The organism is Mesorhizobium sp. M7A.F.Ca.MR.245.00.0.0 (assembly GCF_003997415.1).
Taxonomy (GTDB): domain Bacteria; phylum Pseudomonadota; class Alphaproteobacteria; order Rhizobiales; family Rhizobiaceae; genus Mesorhizobium.
Genome location: NZ_RZTE01000056.1, coordinates 14,113 through 32,046, shown reverse-complemented (window position 1 = coordinate 32,046; position 17,934 = coordinate 14,113). Strand labels below are relative to the sequence as shown.

Genomic DNA, 17,934 nt, shown 5'->3' with positions numbered 1-17,934 from the left:
CCCCGTCACTATACGGGGAGAAATGCCCGGCAGGGCAATGAGGGGCGGCGCCAACTTTGAGATGAGGTGCGGGCGACTGGTGGGCAGATCATCCCAAAGGTCGCGCTGCCCCTCATCCGCCTGCCGGCCCCTTCTCCCGTAGTGACGGGGAGAAGAGAAGCTGCTGCGCCCTCGGCGCTCTTCTCGTGACGTGTCCCTATTCCGCGGCCACCTTGGCCATCGGATTGTTCGGGTGCGTCGTCCAGTTGGCATAGACCGGCGATACCGGCTTCCCAGTGCGCTGGTCCATCACGCCGGCTGCCAGCGGCTCCATGGTGATGCAGTTCTCGACCGGGCAGACATTGACGCAGAGATTACAGCCGACGCATTCGGCCTCGATCACCTCGAAGTGCCTGATACCGTCGACCATGCTGGTGATCGCCTGGTGCGAAGTGTCCTCGCAGGCGATGTGGCAGCGGCCGCATTTGATGCAGGCATCCTGGTCGATACGCGCCTTGGCGACGTAGTTCAGGTTGAGATACTGCCAATCGGTCACATTGGGCGTGGCGCGGCCGACGATGTCATTGAGCGAGGCGTGCCCCTTCTCGTCCATCCAGTTTTCGAGGCCCGCGATCATTTCCTGCACGATCTTGAAGCCATAGGTCATCGCCGCCGTGCACACCTGCACATTGCCGGCGCCGAGCGCCATGAATTCGGCCGCGTCACGCCAGGTGGTGATGCCGCCGATGCCGGAGATCGGCAGGCCGCGGGTTTCGGGATCGCGCGCGATCTCGGCCACCATGTTCATGGCGATCGGCTTCACCGCCGGGCCGCAATAGCCGCCATGCGAGCCCTTGCCGTCGATTGTCGGCTGCGGCGCGAAGCTGTCGAGGTCGACACCGGTGATTGAATTGATGGTGTTGATCAGCGACACCGCGTCGGTGCCGCCGGCATGTGCCGCCCGTGCGGGCTTGCGCACATCGGTGATGTTGGGCGTCAGCTTGGTGATGACGGGCATGCGGGTGTTCTGCTTGCACCAACGCACCACCATTTCGATATATTCCGGCACTTGGCCGACAGCCGCGCCCATGCCGCGTTCCGACATGCCGTGCGGGCAGCCGAAATTCAGCTCGATGCCGTCGGCTTCGGTCTCCTCGACCACCGGCAGGATCGCCTTCCAGGACTCCTCGACGCAAGGCACCATCAGCGAGACAACGATGGCGCGGTCGGGCCAGTCCTTCTTGACCTGCTTGATCTCGCGCAAATTGACCTGCAGGTCGCGGTCGGTGATCAGCTCGATGTTGTTGAGGCCGAGCAGGCGGCGGTCGGCGCCCCAGATCGCGCCATAGCGCGGGCCGTTGACGTTGACCACCGGCGGGCCTTCCTCGCCGAGCGTCTTCCACACCACGCCGCCCCAGCCGGCCTTGAAGGCGCGGATGACGTTGTAGGCCTTGTCGGTCGGCGGCGCCGAGGCAAGCCAGAACGGATTGGGCGACTTGATGCCGACGAAATTGTTTCTGATATCTGCCATGCTCATGCCCTCCCGTTCGAGGTCAGTGCCCGGTTGATGCTCTCCGCAGCGTCGCGCCCCTGCGCGACCGCCGAGACGGTGAGGTCGTCGCCACCGAAGATGCAGTCGCCGCCGGCCCAGACCCTGGCAAGCGACGTACGCCCTTCCGCATCCACCTTGATGCGGCCGGCTTCGAGATCGATCGACGCACCGCTGCCGTTGAGGGCTGCCGGCACAAAACTCTGTCCGATCGCCTTGAACACCTGGTCGGCAACGAGCGTCAGGGTCTCGCCGGTGCCGGCAAGCCTGTCGCCGTTCATGGCGGTGTATTCGAATTCGATGCCCGACACTTTGCCGCCCTCGGCGATCACCCGCTTCGGCTGCAGCCAGTGGCGGATGGTGACGCCATTGGCGGCGGCCAGATCCTGCTCGAACTCGGACGCATTCATGTGCTCCTGGCCGCGCCGGTAGCAGATCGTCACCTCCTCGGCGCCGAGCAATTTCGACTGCACGGCCGCGTCGATCGCCGTCATGCCGCCACCGATGACGACGACGCGGCGGCCAACCGGCAGGCCGGAAAGGTCGCTGGCCTGGCGCAGTTCGGCAATGAACTCGACCGCGTTGATGACGCCGTCGGCGTCCTCGCCATCGGCACGCAGCGCATTGACGCCGCCAAGGCCCATGCCGAGAAACACCGCATCGTAATTGCGGATCAGATCCGACAGCTGATAGTCGCGGCCGAGGGCCTTGCCGTTCTGGATGTCGATGCCGCCGATCGCGGTCACGTAATCGACTTCGGCCTGGGCGAAATCGTCGACGCTCTTGTAGGCGGCGATGCCGTATTCGTTGAGGCCGCCGGCCTTCGCGCGCGCCTCCAGGATGGTCACGTCATGGCCGTGGCGGGCGAGCCGGTGCGCGGCGGCAAGGCCGGCCGGCCCGGCGCCGACCACGGCGACCGTCTTGCCGGTCGGCTCGGCGCGCGGATAAAACTGCTTGTTCTCGCCCATGGCGGCATCGGTGGCATAGCGCTGCAGGCGGCCGATCTGCACCGGCTTGCCTTCCGCCACTTCGCGCACGCAGACTTCTTCGCACAGCGTTTCGGTCGGGCAGACGCGGGCGCACATGCCGCCCAATATGTTCTGGTCGAAGATGGTCTTGGCCGAACCGATCGGATTGCCGGTCGAGATCTGGCGGATGAACAGCGGAATGTCTATCGAGGTCGGGCACGCATTCATGCACGGCGCGTCATAGCAGAAATAACAGCGATCGGATTCGACCAGCGCCTCGTGGTGATCGAGCGGCGGATGCAGGTCGGAAAAATTATCCGCATACTGGTCGGCCGAGAGCCTGCCGCCCGCAATGCCTTCCCTGAATTGGCCTTCTGGCATCGTCAGTTCCCCATGTTTTCTTTTGGGGAAGGCTAGCACGTTTTATTTTTTTATCAATTGGTCAATTTTCGGCGCAAGTCACTGAAAAGGCTGGATATTAACATGATTTTTTTACTCATGTTATTATCGCGGCGGTTGCGTTTGCGGCGCGAGCGAATGGCCGGTCTCAAGCTTACGGCTATGGATATCCCTGACCTCTTCCGCCACCAATTCCTGCAACCGCCACAGATTGCGGTCATGGATGCCGAACGCTTCGAGGTGGCTGACCGTGTTGTAGAGATATTCGGCGCCGGATCCGATATGCCCGCAGGCCCGCGCCAGCACGCTCGCCACTCTGTCCAACGGCTGGTTCAGCGACGCTCCCCTGCCCTTCACGCCGACCCAGAAGCCGAGCGCGCGCAGCGTACCTTGCGGCGTATGCACCGGCAGCCAGCGGACCGTCTCGATGCTTTCGTGGTCGCTGATCTCGCGCCGCAGCAGCCTTTCGATCTGCGCCGGCTTCTCGCCCTCCGGCAAGCGATAGATCACGCCGTTGCAGCGTCCGCCCCGCTCGAGCGCCATCATCAATCCAGGCTGCTCGGCACTGCCCCGCCAACGCACCATGTCGAGGCAGAAAGAGCGGTGCCAGCCAAAGGCCGTGGCGAGCTGTTGCTCGACCGACTCGAATTCCGGCTTCCAGATCAGCGACCCATAGGCGAACACCCATAACGGTCCCTCATCGGCTTCATTGGACAGCCGCAAGGCAAGGCTTTGAAAGTCCTCGTCGTTCATGTCTGTCCAGCTCGGGTCCGGGCCGGGATCGGCCTCTTCCCGATGGCACAGTGCGACAAGCTCGGGCGTGAGCGACATCAAGCGCATGGACGACAACCCCTCATCACCGCAGAGAAATCGAAAACCGCTGGGTGCGCAACCAGGGACCGCTTGGCACACACACCCATTGTTGTCCGGGCGGTGTCGGATTTCCGTCGTGAGGATCGTCCTATGATGGACGACGATCACACATGAAAGGTGAGGAGACCGAAAATGCCAAAAACCCCGATGCCCTTCTTCTGGTACGAATTGATGACATCAGATCTCGACGCCGCCCAGGCGTTCTACCCCAAAGTGGTCGGCTGGAAGGCCCAGCCTTTCGACGTGGCGCCGGGCATGCCGCGCTATGTCGTCATGAATGTGGGCGAACGTGGCGTCGGCGGCCTGATGACCTTGCCCGAGGATGCCGCCAGGATGGGCATGCCGCCTGCCTGGCTTGGCTATATCCACACCAGGGATGTCGACGCTGCCACGGCATCGCTGGAGAAAGCCGGCGGCACCGTTCACCGGCAGCCCGACGACATTCCGGGTGTCGGCCGCTTTGCCGTCGTCGCCGATCCGCAAGGCGCGACGTTCATGTTCCTGCAGCCGAACGGCCCTGACCAACCTGTCGTGCCGGCCGGCACGCCGGGTCACATCGGCTGGCACGAGCTTTATACGAGCGACTGGAAAGCCGCGTTCGATTTCTATTCCGAGCAGTTCGGCTGGGTCGACGCCGGCGATTTCGACATGGGCCCGATGGGCACTTACCAGACCTTTACGGCCGGCCCCGAATCCGGCGGCGGCATCATGAACAAGCCGGAGCAGATCCCGGTGCCGGTGTGGCAATTCTACTTCAACGTTGCGGCCATCGACGCGGCGGCCAAACGGGTCACCGACAATGGCGGCAAGATCCTGATGGGGCCGATAGAGGTCCCCGGCGGCAGCTGGGTCGTGCAGTGCCAGGACCCGCAAGGCGCACACTTTGCCTTGATGGCGCCGGTCCGCTGACCGCGATAAGGCACCGCTGACACAAAGCGCCGGCTTCGGACCACCGATGAAGGCCTCCCCCCTGCCTGGCGCCGTCTCATTCCGGCGCCAGCACGGCGACCTTCAGCTCAGCTTTTTTCGCGCCGCTGAACTGGACGGTGGCCGGCCCGGGCGCAAGCTTGAAGCGCACGCTCTTGCGGATGCCAGGGCATGTTTTGACGCCACTATAGCCCGCCGACTTGATGGCCTGGCCATCCTGGATGACATCGATCCAGGCCTCGCCCGAGAGACTGATCTGGATGGCTCCCTCGGACGGTACCTCCACGCTGGCGACGGCACCAAACGTGTCCGATGCCGGGGCACGTTCGGGCGCTACCGCAAAACCGGCTTTCTCTACCGGCACCAGCTCCAGGTCCGCAGCCGCACCGACCGCCAGCGCCGTTCCGGACGGCGTTGCCGGTGCTGCGGCAAACAGGGTCTGCTCCCGCGTCACCGGCCACTTGAACGCCTCACAGCCGGCGTCCTCGGCCATGGCGAAGCTGGTGCCTGCAAGGATTGCGAAGAGGCTGATGGCGGCTTTTTTCATGGCAAAGGGAACCCACATTTCTAGAGTGTCCGCACCATACAACCATAACGATAGGAATGCAACCCTTGCGGGAAAAATATGAAAGGTCAATTGGGGAGCATTCCAATCACCGATTGTTGACGGCAGGCCGTGGGAAGTGAATGGTCCATTCCTGGGTGATAATCTATGGCCGGGCGGATTGAAAAATGGAGTCGTTATGAAGCTTTTCGAAAGCCTCTCCAGATACCAGCCGCAGGCGCTCGGCGTGTTGCGCATCATGACCGCGCTGCAGTTCATCGAGCATGGCAGCCAGAAACTGTTCAACTTCCCCGTCAGCGCCGATCCCCACGCCCTTTCTGGGCTGACCATGACCGCCGGCATCCTCGAATTCGCCGGCGGCATCCTGCTGGCGCTCGGCCTGTTCACGCGGCCCGTAGCCTTCCTTCTGGCCGGCGAAATGGCGATCGCCTATTTCATGGCGCACATGCCGCGCGACTTCTTCCCGGTCAACAATGGCGGCGATTCGGCGATCTCTTTCTGCTTCATCTTCCTCTATCTGGTGTTTGCCGGCGCCGGCGCCTTCGCGCTGGACAACCGCCGCAGCGCCTGACGCCCAGAAGAAGGGGCGTGACTAGTGCATGTCACCCAAAAGTGCCCAGCGGTTTTGGGACAACGACATGCACAAAACAGGTATCTGAAGCGCATCGGCGAAGCCGAAGCGCTTCAGGCACGCATCCGTTCGAAATTGGCGTCGAACAGCGGCACCGCCTGCATGCGTGCCGTATGGCGCTTGCCCAGCAGCTCGATTTCGAAGCCGTCGCTCTCATCGGCGATCTCCTTCGGCACATAGCCGATGGCGACGGATTTCTTCGAATGATGCGCATAGCCGCCCGACGTCACCCAACCGCGCACGGCGCCATCGAACCAGATCGGCTCATCGCCAATGACATCGGCATCGTCGGCATCGACGATAAAGGCGCGCAGGCGCAATTTGCCGCCCTGCCTGCGCTCGGCCAGCGCCGCGGCCTTGCCGATGAAATCGGCGTCCTTGCCGTAAGCAACAAAGCGGTCGAGCCCCGCTTCCAGCGGCCCGTAGATCGGCCGGTACTCGCGCCCCCATGAGCCGTAATTCTTGTCCAGCCGCAGCGCATTGAGCGCGCGCGAGCCGAACAGGCCGATGCCGAATTCCTCGCCCGCCGCCATCAGCGCTTGATAGGCGGCGCGCTGGTATTCCGGCGCCACCCAGATTTCGTAGCCGAGATCGCCGGTATAGCTCACACGGCCGACCAGGCACGGCGCCATGCCGATATCCATCCGGCCAATGGCCATGAAGGAAAATGCCGCGTTGGAGACATCCGAGCGCGTGGCCTTTGCCAGCACATCCCGCGCCTTCGGGCCGGCGATCGACAGGCCGGTGAGCTTCGCGCCCAGCGCCTCGATGCGGACCGATCCGTCGTCAGGCAGGTGCTTCTCGAACCAGCGCATGTGGTATTGCTCGGCGATGCCGGAGCCGGCGAGGAACCAGCCATCCTCCCCCAGATTGGCCAGCGTGAAGTCGCCGATCAGCCTGCCGTCCTGCTTCAGCATCGGCGCCAGAGTCATGCGGCCGGGTTTCGGCAGTTTGCAGGCAAGCATCCGGTCGAGCCAGGCGGCCGCTCTCTCGCCCGTCACCTTGTATTTGGCGAAGCTCGAAATCTCGGACAGGCCGACGCCGTCGCGTACCGTCGCGACCTCCTTGGCGACCTGCGTGAAGTCGCTCGAGCGGCGCCACGAGAATTCGTCCTTGACGCCTTCCGGTGCGTACCACAGCGGCACTTCCAGCCCATAGGCAACGCCCCATTGCGCACCCTTGGCAGAGAGCAGATCATAGACCGGTGTCGTCTTCAGCGGCCGCCCGGCTGGCAGCTCCTCATTGGGGAAGCGGATCGAAAAGCGCCTGGAATAATTCTCGCGCACCTTGGCGTTGGTGTAGGCCATCGTTGCCCAGTCGCCATAGCGCGCGACATCCATCGCCCAGATATCGGCGCCGGGATCGCCCTCGATCATCCAGTTCGACAAAGCGAGGCCGACGCCGCCGCCTTGCGAAAAACCGGCCATGACACCGCAGGCGACCCAGAAGCCCGGCAGGCCGCGCACCGGCCCGACCAGCGGGTTGCCGTCAGGGGCGAAAGTGAAGGGGCCGTTGATGATCTGCTTGATGCCGGTGTTCTGGAAGGCGGGGAAATGGCGGAAGCCGACCTCCAGCGACGGCGCGATGCGGTCGATGTCCGGCTCCAGCAATTCATGGCCGAAATTCCATGGCGTCTGGTATTCAGACCACGGCTTGTTGGCCTTCTCATAGGTGCCCATCAGCATGCCGCCGCGCTCCTGGCGCAGGTAAAGCTCGCCGTCGAAATCGACCGCGTGGATGATCTCGGTGCCGGTCTTGGCATTCCAGGCGGCGACCTCAGGCATGTCCTCGGTGATCAGGTACATGTGCTCCATGGCCAGCACAGGCAGTTCAAGACCAACCATGCGGCCGACCTCGCGCGCCCACAGGCCGCCGGCATTGACGACATGCTCGGCCACCACCTCGCCCTTGTTGGTGATGACGCGCCATAGCCCGTCGGGCCGGCGCACGATGTCCTCGACCTTGGTGAAGCGCTCCACTTCCGCCCCAAGTTTCCGCGCGGCCTTGGCATAGGCATGGGTAACGCCTGAGGGATCGAGATGGCCGTCCTCCTTGTTCCTGACGGCGCCGACGAACTGCTTGGGATCGAGCAGCGGCATCAGCTCGGCCGCTTCGTTGGGCGAGATCTCCTCGAGCTCGATGCCGAGATAACGGCCCTTGGCGACGACACCGCGCAGCCAGTCGAGCCGCGCCTCGGTTGCCGCCAAAAGCACGCCACCCGTCAGATGCACGCCGGTCGCCTGGCCGGAAAGCTCCTCGATCTCCTTGTAGAGGTTGATGGTGTATTTCTGCAGCTTGGCGACGTTGGGGTCGCCATTGATGGTGTGCATGCCCCCGGCCGCGTGCCAGGTCGAGCCCGATGTCAGCTCGTCGCGCTCCAGCAGGACAACATCGGTCCAGCCATGGCGGGCGAGATGGAACAGCACGGAGCACCCAACGACGCCACCGCCAATGACCACGACCTTTGCATGCGATTTCATGAGTTTGCTCTGTTATCAGTGAGTTGGATGGGTGAGTGGATTCAAGCTGGGAGGCATCACGGCTCGCCCTGCCCGATCGCTTCCTTGCGCCTGGCCATGTAAGCCTCCAGCGCCTCGCGCACGGCGATATCCATCACCGGCTCGACATAGTCTTCCAGCGCCTTCTTCCACAGCCGCATCGCGCGCGCCGTGGCGTCGAGGCCGCCGGCCTCCTGCCAGGCCTCGTAATTCTGCCAGTTGGACAGCATCGGCTGGTAGAAGGCGGTGGCGTAGCGCTCCAGCGTGTGCGGTTCGCCGAAGAAATGGCCGCCGGTCGGCACCGCGCCCAAAGCCTCGACGGCGAGCTCGGCCTCATTGACCTCGATCGGGCGCAGGAACTCCATCATGTGCTGGATCATCTCGACATCGATGATGAGTTTTTCGAACGACGCCGTCAGCCCGCCCTCCTGCCAGCCGGCGGCGTGATAGACGAGGTTGCCGTGGCCGAGCACCGCGCCCCACAGCGCCATCAGCGTCTCATAGGCGCCTTGCGCGTCGGCAGCGTTGGAAGCCGAGCCCGGCGTCGTGCGGTAGGGTAGCCCGTAGCGCCGTGCCAGTTGCCCCGACGCAATGTTGGCCTTGGTGTTCTCAGGCGTGCCGAAGGCCGGCGCGCCGGACTTCATGTCGACATTGGAGGTGAAGGCGCCATACATGACCGGCGCGCCCGGACGGACAAGCTGCGTCAGCACGACGCCGAACAGCGCCTCGGCGTTCTGCTGCGCCAGCGCCCCGGCCAGCGTCACCGGGCTCATCGCCCCCATCAGCGTGAACGGCGTCACCGCCACCGACTGGCCGAACTCGGCCATGGTCATCAGTCCTTCGGCCATCATCTCGTCGAAGCGGCGCGGCGAGTTGACCGAGATGATGGTGGTGATGCCGGGATCGTCGCGCATCTGGTCGAGCGTCAGCCCGCGCGAAATCGCCATCATCTCGATGCCGTCAAGCGCCCTGCCCCTGCCGATCGCCGAGACATGGAAACTCTTGTCGGTCAGCGTCAGATTGGTGAAGTATGTGTCGAGATGACGGGAATTGGCTGGCAGTTCGACCGGTGCACACACCTGGTTGCCCAGCATGTGGATGCAGTTGAAATGCTGCGCCAGCCGGGTCAGATCCGAATAGTCGCGCAAATTGCCGGCGCGGCGCCCGCGCTCCATGTCGTGCACATTCGGCGGCCCGGCGACGAGGGTGAAATTGATGGTGTTGCCGCCGAGATGAACCGCGTTGGCCGGATTGCGCGGCGTCAACACATAGCTGGACTGCGTGGTCTTCAACACGTCTTCGATCAGGCCGCGATCGATGCGGACATTCGCTGAGGCATGATCGACTTCGGCGCCAGCCTTCTCGAACAGCGACAGCGCCCGCGGGCTCATCACCTCGATGCCGAAATTCTCCAATATGTGCATCGACGCCTGATGGATCTGCTCGATCTGGTCGGGCGACAGCATGGCCATTGGCGGATAGGGATTTGTCACCCGCCTGAGCGGCAGTTGCGGGATGGCCGACGGGCCCCTGTTGCTGGTGCGCTCGGCGCCGCGTTTGCGTCTTGGTTCGTTCATGCCCGGCATCAAAGCCCCGGCAAACCGGGCAAGCTGTCACAAATACGCCGTTTGCGGGCGTGATTTTAGCCACGGCGGCATTTCTGTAATATCTATTTAGAGAAAGCGACGAACTACGTCGGATTACTGACACAAATTCCCTCAAGCGACTGCCTGGGCGAAGCGTTAACGGACGCTGCAAGATTCCCTTTATGATTTCGGCCTATTGCTGCGCCAATGCGTAGTTCGAGTTTTAGTAAAATTGGTGCGGTTTGCGTGCTGCTGGCGCTTTCGGCCTGCGCCACGCCGCCCAGCCACATCAACAATGTCTGTGCCGTCTTCGACCAGAATGACGGCTGGTTCGACAACTGGCAGTCGGCCGCCGAGCGCGCCCAGCAGAAATACGGCATCCCCGTTCCCGTGCTGATGGCGACGGTGCGCAAGGAATCCGGTTTCAAGAGCAATGCAAGGCCGCCGCGCACCAAACTGCTCGGTTTCATTCCGTGGAAGCATGTCTCGTCGGCCACCGGCTTTTCGCAGGCGCTGGACGGCACCTGGTCGCAATATCAGCGCGAGACCGGCAACTGGGCGGCCCGGCGGACGAAATTCGCCGACGCCGTCGACTTTGTCGGCTGGTATCATTCCAAAACGGCAGACACGTATGGCGTCGCCCGCAACGACACCTACAACCTCTATCTCGCCTATTATCTCGGCTGGACCGCCTATGGCCGCGGCAACCGGGGCGATGCCGGCGTCCAGGGCTATGCCCGGGCCACCGACAAGATGGCGCGGGACTACGCGCAGCAACTGAGCGAGTGCGGGAACTGAACTAATTCCGGGCATGAGCATTTCAACCACCCGCTGATGGACGGCACGCCTTGCCGACTAGCGGCAAACGCTCATCGCTTCGTCATCCACGGGCGGAGCAAGGAGCGCAGCGACGCAGCGCAGACCCGAGGATCCATGCCGCGACTTCAAATCGCCGCCGCGGGCAGAAATTGTGCTCCGCTGCGCCCTTGGCTGAGGTCGCGGCATGGATCCTCGGGTCTCCGCGACGGAGCTTCGCTCCTGCTACGCCCTAGGATGACGAAGTTTGGGGAGGCTCCAGCCAATCCCGAATGCCAGCGATGGTCCACCGAGGGAAGACATCTTGCTGCCGACAGATCCCCAACCCTGCCAGATCCTCTGTTCCAGCGCGGCTAGTCGCGAAGCGCATTGACCGTTTCGAGATCGACCATCGGCCCGCCGGGCCGCGACGAAAGCAAGGGAATGCCGTTACGCTCACCGCCCGCCTGCGGCGGACGCAGCGAACGGCGAACCAGATCGGAAATGACTTCGCCCACACTGCGATCCTGCTGCCGCGCCATAGCTTTGGCGGCAAGAAGGACATCGTCATCGATTGCAAGTGTCGTTCTCACAATTCGTCCTCCCTCCAAGCATCAAACATCACGCATCACATGGCGCAGCATATGCAATTGCGTGATGCCGGTCAGTTCGGTTTCCTGGGCTTGCCCGGCTTTGGAGAACGGCCGGTTTCCGAAACCTCGTCGCGGACCTCGTGACGGCGGGCTTTCGAAACGGCTTCGGCCTCCTCGGCAGCCTGCCCCACCGCATCGGCTGCCGCGCTGCCCGTCTTGCCGCGCGGACGTTTTGGCGGCGTGCCAGCAAAACCGGGGCCATCGCCGTGCGGCGCGTCATCCGGCACGCCTTCGTGCGCGGCGTGTTCCTTGTCGAACTTGATCACCGGCTCCATCTTGGCCAGCACGTCGTCGGAGAGCCAGCACAGGCTCATATGGCCGCCGCCGAGATGCTTGACCGGTGGCACCTTGGTCTCGCAAAGATTATCAGGCACCAGCTTCTTGTAGCCGCAGCGGGTCTGGAACGGGCAGCCGGACGGTGGGTTCATCGCCGAGGGAATGTCGCCCTCCAGCACGATGTGCCGCTTGACCACGCTGGTGTCAGCGATCGGGATCGCCGACAGCAGTGCCTCGGTATAGGGATGGTAGGGCGGCGCGAAGATCTGGTCGGTCGTGCCTTGCTCGACAATATAGCCGAGATACATGACCACGACGCGGTCGGCGATGTAGCGCACGACCGACAGATCATGGCTGATGAACAGCATTGTCGTCTTGTTCTTGCGCTGGATGTCCATCAGCAGTTCGGTCACCGCCGCCTGCACCGAAACGTCGAGCGCCGACACCGGCTCGTCGGCCACCACCACCTTGGCGTCACCGGCAAAGGCGCGCGCCACGCCGATGCGCTGCTTTTGGCCGCCCGATAGCTGGCGCGGCTTGCGGGTTTCGAATGCCCGCGGCAGCTTCACCAGGTCGAGCAGTTCCAGCATGCGCTTGCGGCGATCGGCAACCGTCTTGCCGACGTTGAACTTCTCCAGCGTGCGGATGATCTGCGAACCGACCGAATGGCTGGGATTGAGCGTGTCGAACGGATTCTGGAACACCATCTGGATCGACGACACCGTGTCGACGCTCCGTTTCTCGATGCCGGTCGACTGGATTTCCGTGTTGCCCAGCGTCACCGTGCCGGCACTTGCCGTCTCCAGCCCGAGCAGCACCTTGGCCAGCGTCGACTTTCCGCAGCCGGATTCGCCCACGATGGCAACCGTCTCGGATTCGCGCGCCATGAACGAGATCGTCTCGTTGGCCTTGACGACGCGGCCCTCGCTCGAGCCGAACACCTCGTTGCCGCCGACCCTGTAGTATTTTCTGAGGTCCTCGATCTTGAGCACCGGCGCACCGGGCACGACGCGCTCATTGACCTTCTTGGCGCCGGGCGGCAGCGCCTCCCAGTCGATCTCATTGAAGCGCACGCAGCGCGAGAAATGGCCTTCGTGACCAGCGACCTCGATCATCGGGATTTCGGCGGCGTTGCAGACGCCCTCGACGAAATGGTGGCAGCGCGGGCCGAAATTGCAGCCCTTGGGCCGCTCGTGCGGCAGCGGCAGTTGGCCGGGAATCGAGATCAGCGGCCGTGAGTTCTTGTCGGCGCCCGGCAGCGGGATCGAGCGGAACAGCCCTTGCGTATAGGGATGGCGCATCCGGTCGAACACGTCCTTGATCTTGCCGGTCTCCACCGCCTCGCCCGAATACATCACCGTGATACGGTCGCAGGTTTCGAGGATCAGGCCGAGATTGTGCGACACGAAAATCATCGACGTGCCGAACTTCTCGCCCAACCCCTTGACCAGGTCGACGATGCCGGCCTCCACCGTCACGTCGAGCGCCGTCGTCGGTTCGTCGAGCAAAAGCAGCGCCGGCTTCGACAGCAGCGCCATGGCGATGACGATACGCTGCTGCTGGCCGCCCGAAAGCTGGTGCGGATAGGAGCGCATCATGCGCTCGGGATCGGGCAGCTTGACCGAGCGCACCATTTCGATCGCGCGCTTATAGGCCTCTTCCTTCGACACCTTGTCGTGGATCAGCGGCACTTCCATCAACTGCTGCCCGACTTTCATTGCCGGGTTCAGGCTGGCCATCGGCTCCTGGTAGATCATCGCGATCTTGTTGCCGCGAATGGAGCGCAACTCCTCGTCGGAGAGCTCGCCCATGTCCTTGCCCTGGAACTTGATCTTGCCGCCGACGATCTTCCCGATGTTGGAGAGGTCGCGCATGATGCCGAGCGACACGGTCGACTTGCCGCAGCCGGATTCGCCGACGATGCCCATCGCCTCGCCCGGCATGACGGTGCAGGAGAAATCCATGACCGCCGGGATCTCGCCCTTGCGGGTGAAGAAGGAGATCGACAGGTTCTCGATCTCGATGATCGGCGCGTTGGCCGGCCCATTGGTTGGCGTGGCGGGATCTCGAACTGCCTCGTTCATGGGTCGCTCCAATCCTGGTTTTTCTAGGCCTGTTTCTCTCAGGCGCATCGGGTCGAAACCCGAGATCAGTCTTTCATCGATTGTTCGCGCAGCGAGTCGGCGAGCAGGTTCAAGCCCAGCACGAACGACATCAGGGCGATCGTCGGCGGCAGCGCCGGGTGGATGAAGGAGCGCAGCAGGCGGCTGGCATCCTTGATCGCGGTGCCCCAGTCCGGACTTTCCGGCGCCAGGCCAAGGCCGAAATAACCGAGCGTGCCGAGCAGGATGGTGGTGTAGCCGATGCGCAGGCAGGCGTCGACGATCAGTGGCCCGCGCGCATTGGGCAGGATCTCCCACAACATGATGTACCAGGGTGATTCACCGCGCGTCTGCGCGGCCGCCACATAGTCACGCGTCTTGATGTCCATCACCAGGCCACGCACGATGCGGAACACGCCGGGGCTGGAGGCGAACACCACGGCCACGAAGATGTTGAGCTGGTTGGGATCGATATGCACGATCTTCAGCGGATCGGCGTCGAAGACCAGGCCGGCATAGATCCAGCCGCCGAGGATCAGGGTGATGCCGAGCAGGATGTAGAGCCGGTCGGGCCGGTTCTTGTAGCGGGTCCAGAACAGCACGCTGAAGAAGATGATCGGGAACAGGAAGAAGACGCCGGCCATGCCATAGGGGATCGGCGTGTCCATGATGCCCGGCGTCACCAAAAGGTAGAACAGCAGGATGACCGGGAAGGCCAGCACGAGGTTGGCCAGGAAGGACAGTACGGTGTCGATCTTGCCGCCATAATAGCCGGCCGGCAGGCCGAGCGTGATGCCGACCATCAGCGCGAAGCCGGTTGCCGCAGGCGCGATGATCAACACGATCTGGCTGCCATAGACCATGCGCGAAAACACGTCGCGCGCCAGCTTGTCGCCGCCGAACAGATAGGTCAGCCCCGATTTCGGTTCGACGGCGCCCGGCAGCACATCCTTCATGATGGGAATCTGGGCCAGCGGGTCGAAGGGAGAAATGGTCGCGGCGAAGATCGCCGTGAACAGCCAGAACAGGCAGATGCCGACGCCGACGATGCCGACGCCGCTGTCGAACAGCTGGCCGTAGAGCGCCAGCTTCTTCTTGTAGGCGAAGCTCGCGCCCATGACGATGACGAGCGCGATCCAGACCGGCCAGAAGCGCGACAGCACTTCGAGAACGATGGTGAAGCCACTGATGTATTGAACCGGCATCCGCTTCGCCCCCTACTGAACTCTGATACGCGGATTGAGAAACGCGTAGCCGACATCGGAAATGAGCTGCGTGATCAGGACGATGAACACCGAGACCAGCGAGCAGCCGAGCAAAAGGTCGATGTCGTTGTTGCCGGCCGCCTCGACCAGCGTGTAGCCGAAGCCCTGGTAACGGAACATCACCTCGACGATGACGACGCCCGTGAGCAGCCAGGGGAACTGCAGCATGATGACGGTGAACGGTGCGATCAGCGCGTTGCGCAAGGCATGTTTGACCACGACGCTGCCGAAGGAAAGACCCTTCAGCCTGGCAGTGCGGATATATTGCTGCGTCATCACTTCGACCATCGAAGCACGCGTCATGCGGGCGATGTAGCCGATGCCGTAGATCGCCAGCGTCATCACCGGCAAAGTGAAATTGTAGAAGGTGATGCCCTGGCTGGCCGAAGCCGCCGAGCCGTTCAGCCAGCCTAGCCATGAGGCGAAGATGACGGTGAAGATGACGCCCGACACATATTCAGGCGTCGCCGTCGAGGCGATCGACGCCACGGACAGCACCCGGTCGGTTCGCGACCCCTCGCGCATGCCGGCCAGAATGCCGATCAGCAGCGAGATCGGCACCATCACCACCAGCACCCAGAACATCAGGATGCCCGTAGCGCCGAGTGCTGGAAACAGCTTTGAGGCGACGGTCGCCTTGAACTTGGTCGAGCAGCCGAAATCGCCCTGGAAAACGCCGGCGAAGGTCGGCACGAGCGGATCGTTGCAGAAGGAGAAACGCTGCGCCGGCTTGCCGGTCGCCGGGTCTGTAACAGGTTGCTTGGGCACCACGCCCAGCCACTGCCCATAGCGGACGAAGAAGTTCTGCCGGTAGCCATGGTTGACCAGCCAGCTCTCGAGCTGCTCGGCCGACGTATGCATTTCGGTCTGGCTGATCGCCAGCTTCTTCAGATTGGGTTCGAGGTTGATCAGGAAGAAGACGACCATGGTCAGGCACAGCATCGTCAATGCCATGGTGCCAAGACGCCTGATAACGAAGGAAAGCATGGCGGCCCCCTGCCGATGGGTTGGGGTTTGAGCCGGCTATGAAAGCCAACCCTGCCGTAACCGGCGGGGCTGGCTGTCAAACAGGCCTTCGGATGCGATCAACCCTGTTTTTGTTGCATGGCCTTGCCCGCGAGTCCGCAACTTTTTTGAGAAAGTGCGGACCAGCAGGGACGGACGATGCGAAGAGCGAGGAAGGGAGCGATCCCCTTCCCCCATGTCGATGCGATCAAGCCTGCTCGAGCCAGACCTTGCCGTAGTCGCGTTCGAAGGTCGGGTGCATCTTGTAGTTCTGCACCGCCTTGACCGAGTGGCTGTAGAGCTTGCGCCAGTACGGCTGGATCATGATGCCGGAATCCTGCAGGATCTGCTCGATGTCCTTCATCATTTCCTTGCGCTTGGCGGCGTCGGCAACGGCGAGCGCCGCATTGAGCTTGGCGTCCCAGTCCGGATTCGACCAGCCGGCCTCGTTCCAGGCCTCGCCGGTGCGATAGGCGATGGCCAGAACCTGGACGCCGAGCGGGCGCATGTTCCAGTTGGTCATCGACAGCGGATACTTCGTCCAGTCGTTCCAGAACGTCGAACCCGGCAGAACGGTGCGCTTCACCTTGATGCCGGCGTCGCGCAGCTGGGCGGCGATCGCATCGCCGGTATTCTTGTGCCAGTCTTCATCGACGGTGATCAGCTCGTGTTCGAAGTCGGCCTGGCCGGCTTCCGCCATCAGCGCCTTTGCCTTGGCCGGATCACGGGCAACCTTGGGCAGCTCGTAATATTCCGGATGGATCGAGCAGACATGGTGGTTTTCGGCGACCGAACCGGCATTGCCGTAGCCGAGCTGCAAGACGACATTGTTGTCGACCGCAAGCTGCAGCGCGTTGCGCACCTTCTGGTCGCCATAGGGCTTGTTGTTGACGTTGGTGCGGCAGACGATGGTCGACGCGGTGACGATTTCCGACTTCACCAGGTCCATGCCGTCGAGGATCGACACGTAGTCGGCCGAAGTCTCGAAATTGGTGTGCACTTCGCCGGCTTCGAAAGCGCTGACCATGGCCGCCGGATCGGTGCCGTAGTCGATGAATTCCAGGCCGTCGAGGAACACTTCGCCGTCCCACCACTTGTCGTCGGTGCGGCGCTTGTAGACCACCTTCTGACCGACATCGTAGGAGACGAGTTCGAACGGACCGGTGCCGATCGGGCAGGCCTTGAAGTCGCCGCCCTTCTCATCGAAGGTCTTGTGGACGATGAGGCCGGGATAGTCGCACATGTTCGGAATCAGCGCGATGTCCGGCTTGGTGAGCTTCAGCACGACCGTGTGGTCGTCCGGCATGGTCACGGCGCTTTCGTCGAGCTTGTCGTCCTTGACCAGCGAGCCAAGACGGCCTGGCATGGAATTGCCTTCGGCTTTCTTGTCGGCCCAACGCTTCAGGTTGAAGACGACGTCGGCGGAGGTGAAGGCATCGCCATTCGACCAGGTGACGCCCTTGCGCACATGCAGCGTGTACTGCGTGGCATCGTCGTTGACGTCCCAGCTTTCCAGCAGATAAGGGCGGAACGTGTATTCGGACGTGTACTTGACCAACGGCTCGAGCGCCTGGCGCTCGGCATTGGCGATTTCCGACCAGTCGGCCTTGCGCGGGTCCTTGGGATCCTTAATCCACTGGGCGATCTTCAGCGTGCCGCCCTTCTTGCCCTTTACCTCTTCGGCCTTCGCCGGCGTCGGATCGGCGAGGCCGAGCAAGCCGTAAGCCATTGCCGTCGATGCACCGAAGACGCTGGCCATGGCCAGGAATTCGCGGCGATCCACCTTGCCTGCCTTGGCTTCTTCGGCCATGGCCAGGATGTGATCCGGAACGCGATCGCCATTACTCTTATAAATTGTCATGA

The 17,934-nt window shown here is 62.9% G+C and carries 14 protein-coding genes; 3 read left to right on the top strand and 11 right to left on the bottom strand.

Translation table 11 applies throughout. From position 1 onward, the window contains the following. Positions 1–196: 196 nt before the first annotated feature. The 3 genes from preA to EOB80_RS31580 form a co-directional block, all read right to left on the bottom strand. Positions 197–1,510 (bottom strand): NAD-dependent dihydropyrimidine dehydrogenase subunit PreA, encoded by a 1,314-nt coding sequence (gene preA, locus EOB80_RS31590; protein ID WP_127331821.1) that lies wholly within the window; start codon positions 1,508–1,510, stop codon positions 197–199. Between the two features lie 2 nt (positions 1,511–1,512). Then, a complete protein-coding gene (locus EOB80_RS31585) occupies positions 1,513–2,877 on the bottom strand; it encodes an NAD(P)-dependent oxidoreductase (RefSeq protein WP_127331819.1) in 1,365 nt (454 codons plus the stop codon). 123 nt (positions 2,878–3,000) lie between these two features. Beyond that, on the bottom strand, positions 3,001–3,735 hold the full coding sequence (locus EOB80_RS31580; protein ID WP_127331817.1) for a gamma-glutamylcyclotransferase: 735 nt from the start codon (positions 3,733–3,735) through the stop codon (positions 3,001–3,003). 165 nt (positions 3,736–3,900) lie between these two features. Between EOB80_RS31580 and EOB80_RS31575 the strand changes: the two genes are divergently transcribed. Continuing rightward, positions 3,901–4,677, top strand: a complete 777-nt coding sequence (locus EOB80_RS31575) for a VOC family protein (protein WP_127331815.1) — start codon at positions 3,901–3,903, stop codon at positions 4,675–4,677. Positions 4,678–4,753: 76 nt separating this feature from the next. Here the strand turns inward: EOB80_RS31575 and EOB80_RS31570 are convergent, their stop codons facing one another. Next, positions 4,754–5,260, bottom strand: a complete 507-nt coding sequence (locus EOB80_RS31570) for a hypothetical protein (RefSeq protein ID WP_032900282.1) — start codon at positions 5,258–5,260, stop codon at positions 4,754–4,756. A 178-nt stretch (positions 5,261–5,438) separates the two neighbouring features. Between EOB80_RS31570 and EOB80_RS31565 the strand changes: the two genes are divergently transcribed. Beyond that, positions 5,439–5,831: a DoxX family protein gene (locus EOB80_RS31565; protein ID WP_127270196.1), complete on the top strand. Its 393-nt coding sequence runs from the start codon at positions 5,439–5,441 to the stop codon at positions 5,829–5,831. Positions 5,832–5,944: 113 nt separating this feature from the next. Here EOB80_RS31565 and EOB80_RS31560 read toward each other — a convergent pair whose 3' ends face one another. Beyond that, on the bottom strand, positions 5,945–8,371 hold the full coding sequence (locus tag EOB80_RS31560; protein WP_127331813.1) for an FAD-dependent oxidoreductase: 2,427 nt from the start codon (positions 8,369–8,371) through the stop codon (positions 5,945–5,947). A 56-nt stretch (positions 8,372–8,427) separates the two neighbouring features. Further along, the gene (locus EOB80_RS31555; RefSeq protein WP_164762796.1) at positions 8,428–9,966 is read right to left on the bottom strand and encodes a trimethylamine methyltransferase family protein; all 1,539 of its coding nucleotides are present in this window, start codon (positions 9,964–9,966) and stop codon (positions 8,428–8,430) included. A 216-nt stretch (positions 9,967–10,182) separates the two neighbouring features. Here EOB80_RS31555 and EOB80_RS31550 point away from each other — a divergent pair, with 216 nt between their 5' ends. Beyond that, the gene (locus tag EOB80_RS31550) at positions 10,183–10,773 is read left to right on the top strand and encodes a transglycosylase SLT domain-containing protein (RefSeq protein ID WP_023813211.1); all 591 of its coding nucleotides are present in this window, start codon (positions 10,183–10,185) and stop codon (positions 10,771–10,773) included. A 371-nt stretch (positions 10,774–11,144) separates the two neighbouring features. Here EOB80_RS31550 and EOB80_RS31540 read toward each other — a convergent pair whose 3' ends face one another. The 5 genes from EOB80_RS31540 to EOB80_RS31520 all read right to left on the bottom strand — a co-directional run bounded on the left by EOB80_RS31540 (position 11,145) and on the right by EOB80_RS31520 (position 17,932). Further along, complete coding sequence (locus tag EOB80_RS31540; protein WP_127270554.1) at positions 11,145–11,363, bottom strand: CopG family transcriptional regulator; 219 nt, start codon at positions 11,361–11,363, stop codon at positions 11,145–11,147. A gap of 71 nt (positions 11,364–11,434) precedes the next feature. After that, positions 11,435–13,783 carry an ABC transporter ATP-binding protein gene (locus EOB80_RS31535; RefSeq protein ID WP_127331807.1) on the bottom strand — a complete coding sequence of 783 codons (2,349 nt, stop codon included), beginning with the start codon at positions 13,781–13,783 and terminating at the stop codon, positions 11,435–11,437. A gap of 65 nt (positions 13,784–13,848) precedes the next feature. Further along, positions 13,849–15,006 carry an ABC transporter permease gene (locus EOB80_RS31530; protein WP_027035013.1) on the bottom strand — a complete coding sequence of 386 codons (1,158 nt, stop codon included), beginning with the start codon at positions 15,004–15,006 and terminating at the stop codon, positions 13,849–13,851. A 12-nt stretch (positions 15,007–15,018) separates the two neighbouring features. Beyond that, positions 15,019–16,053 (bottom strand): ABC transporter permease, encoded by a 1,035-nt coding sequence (locus EOB80_RS31525; RefSeq protein WP_027035014.1) that lies wholly within the window; start codon positions 16,051–16,053, stop codon positions 15,019–15,021. Between the two features lie 226 nt (positions 16,054–16,279). Beyond that, a complete protein-coding gene (locus EOB80_RS31520; RefSeq protein WP_127331805.1) occupies positions 16,280–17,932 on the bottom strand; it encodes an ABC transporter substrate-binding protein in 1,653 nt (550 codons plus the stop codon). Positions 17,933–17,934 lie beyond the last annotated feature (2 nt).